6 protein-coding genes are annotated in these 5188 nt (G+C 56.6%); all 6 read right to left on the bottom strand.

All coding sequences use genetic code 11. The features are described from left to right. Positions 1-168 precede the first annotated feature (168 nt). Entirely contained in the window at positions 169-474 is a 306-nt protein-coding gene (locus K5905_RS26975) for a DUF1330 domain-containing protein (RefSeq protein WP_297590067.1), read from the bottom strand. A gap of 16 nt (positions 475-490) precedes the next feature. Then, the gene (locus tag K5905_RS26980) at positions 491-1828 is read right to left on the bottom strand and encodes a TRAP transporter large permease (protein ID WP_297590069.1); all 1338 of its coding nucleotides are present in this window, start codon (positions 1826-1828) and stop codon (positions 491-493) included. A 12-nt stretch (positions 1829-1840) separates the two neighbouring features. Then, positions 1841-2341, bottom strand: coding sequence for a TRAP transporter small permease (locus K5905_RS26985; protein WP_297590071.1), 501 nt, complete (start codon positions 2339-2341; stop codon positions 1841-1843). A 105-nt stretch (positions 2342-2446) separates the two neighbouring features. Beyond that, positions 2447-3508 (bottom strand): C4-dicarboxylate TRAP transporter substrate-binding protein, encoded by a 1062-nt coding sequence (locus tag K5905_RS26990; protein ID WP_297590073.1) that lies wholly within the window; start codon positions 3506-3508, stop codon positions 2447-2449. A gap of 91 nt (positions 3509-3599) precedes the next feature. Continuing rightward, positions 3600-4082, bottom strand: a complete 483-nt coding sequence (locus tag K5905_RS26995) for a hypothetical protein (RefSeq protein WP_297590074.1) — start codon at positions 4080-4082, stop codon at positions 3600-3602. A gap of 21 nt (positions 4083-4103) precedes the next feature. After that, positions 4104-5027 carry a dihydrodipicolinate synthase family protein gene (locus K5905_RS27000; protein ID WP_297590076.1) on the bottom strand — a complete coding sequence of 308 codons (924 nt, stop codon included), beginning with the start codon at positions 5025-5027 and terminating at the stop codon, positions 4104-4106. Between the last annotated feature and the right edge of the window lie 161 nt (positions 5028-5188).

A 5188-nucleotide genomic window follows, 5' to 3' on the forward strand; every position in this document is an offset into this window, starting at 1 on the left:
TAAACGTCCATGTAATTGAGGCCGATTGCGGTCTGTTCAATCTGGACTTCCCCCTCGGCGGGAGACGGCACATCCACCATTTCCAGTGTCATGACTTCGGGCTCACCTTGCCCGTTCATAATGATACGTTGTGCCTTCATGTACAGGCTCCCTTGGGTGTAGATTGCGTCAAACCGTTGCGTCTCCCGCCTCGATCATCACCGTCTGTACCTCTCCGGCGCCGTTGGCGCGGCGGTAGGCGGCAGCTTTCTGGTATTCATCCGACTTGAAACAGGTCACGCCTGCCTCGAGGGTCGGGAATTCGATAATGACGAAGCGGTGAAAGTGTTCAGGACCCTCCATGATCTCGTAATTGCCACCGCGCGCAAGCACCTTTCCACCGTGGCTGGCGATGATGGCCGGAACCAGATCCGTGTATTTCTTGTATTCGACTGGGTCGTTGATTTTGGCGCGAGCCATCCAGTAAGCGGGCATGCTTTCCTCCGGAACTTCACATCAGGGTTTCGGGAAGCCAGTTGGCGATTTGGGGAAATGCGATAAGCAAGATGGCTGCGAACAACATGATCCCCCAATAGGGAATGGAACTCAGGAAAATCTCCTGAACGCCAACGCTGCGATCTTCAATGGCGGCCTTGACGGTATAGACCAGCAGGCCGAATGGCGGTGTCAGCAATCCTGCTTCGATGGCCAGGATACCGATAATGGCAAAGCTGAGCCGGTCAAAGCCGAAGGCGACAGCGATCGGTTCAACGATCGGAACCGTCAGCAGCATGATGGAAATGCTGTCGATGACCATGCCGAGAATGAACCAGATCAGAAGGATGACACCGAGAACCTGCCAGGCTTGCAGACCCGAGGCCAGGAAGTATTCCCGGATTGCAGTGGTGACACCGGTCATTGCAAGGGTTCTGGAGTAAAGCGCGGCGCAGAACAGAAGGATGAGGATCGGCGCTGCCGTTTTGCCAACCGAATAGACGGCCTGCATGAATTGAGACCAGGTCATGCCCTTGATCATTGCAAAGAGCAACGCAAGAGCCGCGCCCGCTCCAGCTCCCTCCGTCGGTGTGAAAATGCCGAACCAGATGCCACCCAGCACCGCGAGGATGATGCCGAAGACACCCACCATGCTGGAGGCGAATTGACCAAATGGCAGATCCATTCGGTCAGAGGCCGTTTCTCTCACGCGTGCTTCCGGACGGTTTTCGCCAACGATCTCCGGGTTCGTGATTGCGGTGAAAATGATGTATCCGAGAAACAGGCTGGCCAGAAGGATGCCGGGCAGGACGCCTGCGAGAAACAGCCGCCCGATGGATTGTTCGGTCAAGATCCCCCAAACGATCATCAAGACGGATGGGGGGATCAGCATTCCCAGGCAGCTGGATCCCGCGATTGCTCCCAAGGCAAAGCCGCGATTGTAGTTGAAGGTCTTCATTTCCGGGTAGGCGATCCGCGAAAAGGCGGCCGCCGATGCGATCGAAACGCCGGTTACAAAGGAGAAGACCGTATTGCCGAGGACGGTGGCGATTGCCAGCCGCCCGGGCAACCGGCGAATGCCTCGGTTGATGCCGTTGTAGATATCGGTGATGGCCCCGGAGCGGCCGATGAACTCGCCCATCAGCATGAAAAGCGGAATGACGGCAAAGGTGAAATCCCGAAGCGCCTCGGCTGCTGTTGAAGCGACCGTTGCCTCGACGATGCGCATTTTGCCGGTGACGAGATAAATCCCGAGCGCGCTGGATACGCCGAGTGCGACGGCGACATGGACACCGAGCAGAACGAGGGTCAGAAGCCCGCCGATAACCAGAAGTGCAGTGCTGAAATCGAACACGGAGTTGCTTCCTTACCTGAATTTCAATTGTCGCGACAGGCCAAGAGCTTCGACCGCGGCCAGCAGGAGATAGTTGAAGGCAGCCAACGCGCTGCCGAAGACAATCGTGAAGCGGGCCGGCCAGACCGGGACGCGCAAGGCGCCTTCTCCGTCGAATTCCCCATTGGCGAAGGAGCGCATGGCGGGTTTGATCCCGGCTTTCATGAGAAACAGGAAAAACGCAGCGCCGAGCAGAAGCCCCAGGATCACGACGACCCGGCGAACCTTCGGATTGAAAGTGGCAATCAGAAAATCGGCTTGAAGCATGGAGCCTGACCGGACGGCAAATCCAAGTTGCAGAAAGACGATCATGACGACCGAGTTTGCAACGATCTCCTTGGTGCCTTGCAGTGGCATGTTGAGCGCCCGAAAGACAATGTCGGCGAGAATGAAAAAGCAAAGAATGAATGCCCAGGCGGCCGCCAGGACCATGAGCAGTTTGGTGAGGTGGTCGGTTGCGCGGATCAACAGCATTTATCTTCAACCGTTTCGGTTGCGAGCCTGCTGCAAGGCAGCAAACTCAAGCAGGAAAAAGCTGCTGCAGCCGGAAGGGCTGCAGCAGAAGTTGGCCACAACTGATTATTTGATTTCGTAACGTACGGGCCAATCGTATCCGCGGGCTTCGGCCTTATCGAGAACGAGGTTCAGAACCTGGCTCGCGGGCAAACCTTGTCCATCAAGTTCAGTGGCCATTTGCTGTGGCCAATCCTTGAGGCTTTCAGCCCATGCCTTGCGAACAGCCGGGTCGATTTCCGTCACGGTGATGAGTTCGCGCAGCTCTGCGACCAACCGGTCATATTCCTTCTGGTTGACGATGCCGGTCTGCTCTTCGTAGTCCGCCGCGACTTCATGAAGGATTTCCTTCACATCGTCGGGAAGCTCGTTGTAGGTGTCCTGATTTATGGTCAGCCCATGCCAGGTCATCGAGCCGAAACCGATCAGCGTGTAGTAGGGACCCGGCTCATAAAGCTTGAGATTGACCCAGGCCGAGGGAAACATGATCCAGCCCTCGTAGACATGGGTGTTCATTTCCGTATAGGCGGTTGCCAGAGAAGACTGCACCGGTGATACGCCGGCATATTTCAACCAGTTCAGGTTCAGCCCCGCGCCTGCAATCTTCTGGTCCTTGAGGTCGGACAGGTTTTCCCATGGGAAGGAAGTTCCGAGATTGTAGCCGCCATCGGCGATACGAGACAGAAGGATCTGATTGAATTTCTCCGGAAAGACATCAGTCAGGTAGGGAACTTCCGCATAGACGTCCTGGGCAATCTGCAGCGACTGGACAGGGTCCATGGTGCCGAATGGCATCATGACCTGAAACGCGTGCAGAGGCAGGTTGGACGGTTCAAAGCAGAAGCAGAAACCACCGATATCGATAATGCCGTCCTGAACGCCTTCCAGAACTTCTGTCACCTTCACGATGGAGCCGGAATAGCCTTCCACGAAATTGATGGTGTGATCGGTGCGCTCTTCAACGCGTTTTTTCAGCTCGTTCTGAAAGTAGTCGATCATCAGGCCCGCATAGACCACACCCGGTGGGTGGCCGGAACCGATGCGCAAGGTTATGTCGTCCGCCCTGACCGACGTTCCTGCAAATACAAGCGAAGCGGCCAGCAAGCCGCCGGCAATCGTCTTTTTCATGATTTCCTCCCGTGAACAAAGTTCATGTGCCTCGAAACGGTCGAGGCTATCGGGAGCCCGCTTTCTTGATACGAGCTGGTCTCCCAATCCGTTACGCGGCTGTTGAGCCGGGTATTTTCAGCCGGACTGCGTCCGGAACGTCGAGTGGTGTGTTGGGTCCGTCCAGAAACTCCACCGTCGTGAACAGAAGCTCGGTGTCACCGATATTCTGGACCGAGTGCAGCATGTATTCGCCGGCACCATAGAAGAAGTGCTTTGTTTCTCCGGCATAATGCTCCACGTCCTTGATCGTGCCGGACGAGAAAAAGCCTCGCGCTTTGCCCGCATTATGGGCTGTCCAGAAATAGGGGTTCACATGCCGGTGGAATGGGCAGCGTTTCCCAGGAGGCAAACGCAGGTGCCAGACCCGGACCTTGTCGGTTTCGGAAACCAGAGTGGAGCCCACAACACCGCTGAATTCATTGGCTTTCATGTCTTCGTAAAGGCCGTTCGGCCAATTTGCGAAGGCGGATGGATCGCTGGCTGTCGGGATATGGTTGGGACCCGGGTTTGCCGGTTCGGTTTGCGTTGTCATCTTAAAGTCTGCCTGTTTTGATTATTGCGCCGCGGTCTGCGTTGCCTGGAGTGTGTCCAGATCCGCCCGCAAGGCCCGTTTCTGACTGTCGTTGAGTTCGATCAGGGGCGGTGCCATCCGCACCCAGCTGTCATCGCCGCTGCGCCAGGCTTCCAGCTGTTTCATTGCGGCCATCAACGGGTATTTGGCGGCGGTTGCACGCGCGGCCTTCACTTGCTCGAAAGCTTCGCTGCGTGTCACGCCGTCTGCATCAAGTGCTGCGCGAACAAGTGCGCCAAAGGCGTTCGTTGAGCCTGAGATGATGCCGGCGCACTTGGCATTCAGAGCGTCGAAGACCATGGCTTCGCTGGAAGGGTAGACATCGAAATCGGCATCGATTCCGCCCGTTGCCTTGACGAAGGCCAGCGATTGCTCAAAGTCGCCACTGGAATCTTTGAGACCTGCGATCAGTGGACCAAAATCGGTCTTGAGGCGTGCGACGAGATCCGGAGACAGGGGCGTCGCCGACATTTGCGGGAAATGATAAAGATAGATCCGCAGCGCGTCCGACTTCACCTGATCGATCAGGCGCGCGTAATACGCATAGAGGCCGTCGTCGCTGGGGTTCTTGTAGTAAAAAGGCGGTAACACCAGAACATTCGGAAAACCTGCGCCGACGGCGGCTCTAGTATAGGCAACGGCGTCCCCTGCTGCACAGGCCCCGGTTCCGAAAATCACCTGATCGCTTGCAAATCTGGCAGCGGCAAAGGCTTCCGGCAAAGCCAGCCTGTCTCTGGCGGAAATCGAGTTGCCTTCACCGGTAGTTCCCGTGGGGGCTACACCGTCGCAACCGCCGTCGGTTACGAGATGGCGGCAATAGGCGGTCAGCTTTGCTGCGTCCACATCACCTTGCGGACCGAAGGGTGAAACGGCGGCGGCGTAAATGCCGCGGCGAGCCTTTGACATTAATTACTCCTGTCCTGCAGCTTCGGATGCCGCATGAATGTCTTTCATGGAAACCACCACCTTGATGGCGTCGTCGATGCGTTCACGCGCATATTTCAGGGCGGTTGGCAGGTCTTCCATGGGAAAAGTGTGTGTGTGGATCTTGGTGGCGTCGAAGCGCT

This window comes from Roseibium sp., from assembly GCF_025698965.1.
Lineage (GTDB): Bacteria > Pseudomonadota > Alphaproteobacteria > Rhizobiales > Stappiaceae > Roseibium.

What these genes read in the sequence shown, in the direction of transcription:
- K5905_RS26985 (WP_297590071.1), bottom strand. Translation starts at nt 2,341, where the DNA reads ATGCTGTTGATCCGCGCAACCGACCACCTCACCAAACTGCTCATGGTC.
- K5905_RS26995 (WP_297590074.1), bottom strand. Translation starts at nt 4,082, where the DNA reads ATGACAACGCAAACCGAACCGGCAAACCCGGGTCCCAACCATATCCCG.
- K5905_RS26975 (WP_297590067.1), bottom strand. Translation starts at nt 474, where the DNA reads ATGCCCGCTTACTGGATGGCTCGCGCCAAAATCAACGACCCAGTCGAA.
- K5905_RS27000 (WP_297590076.1), bottom strand. Translation starts at nt 5,027, where the DNA reads ATGTCAAAGGCTCGCCGCGGCATTTACGCCGCCGCCGTTTCACCCTTC.
- K5905_RS26990 (WP_297590073.1), bottom strand. Translation starts at nt 3,508, where the DNA reads ATGAAAAAGACGATTGCCGGCGGCTTGCTGGCCGCTTCGCTTGTATTT.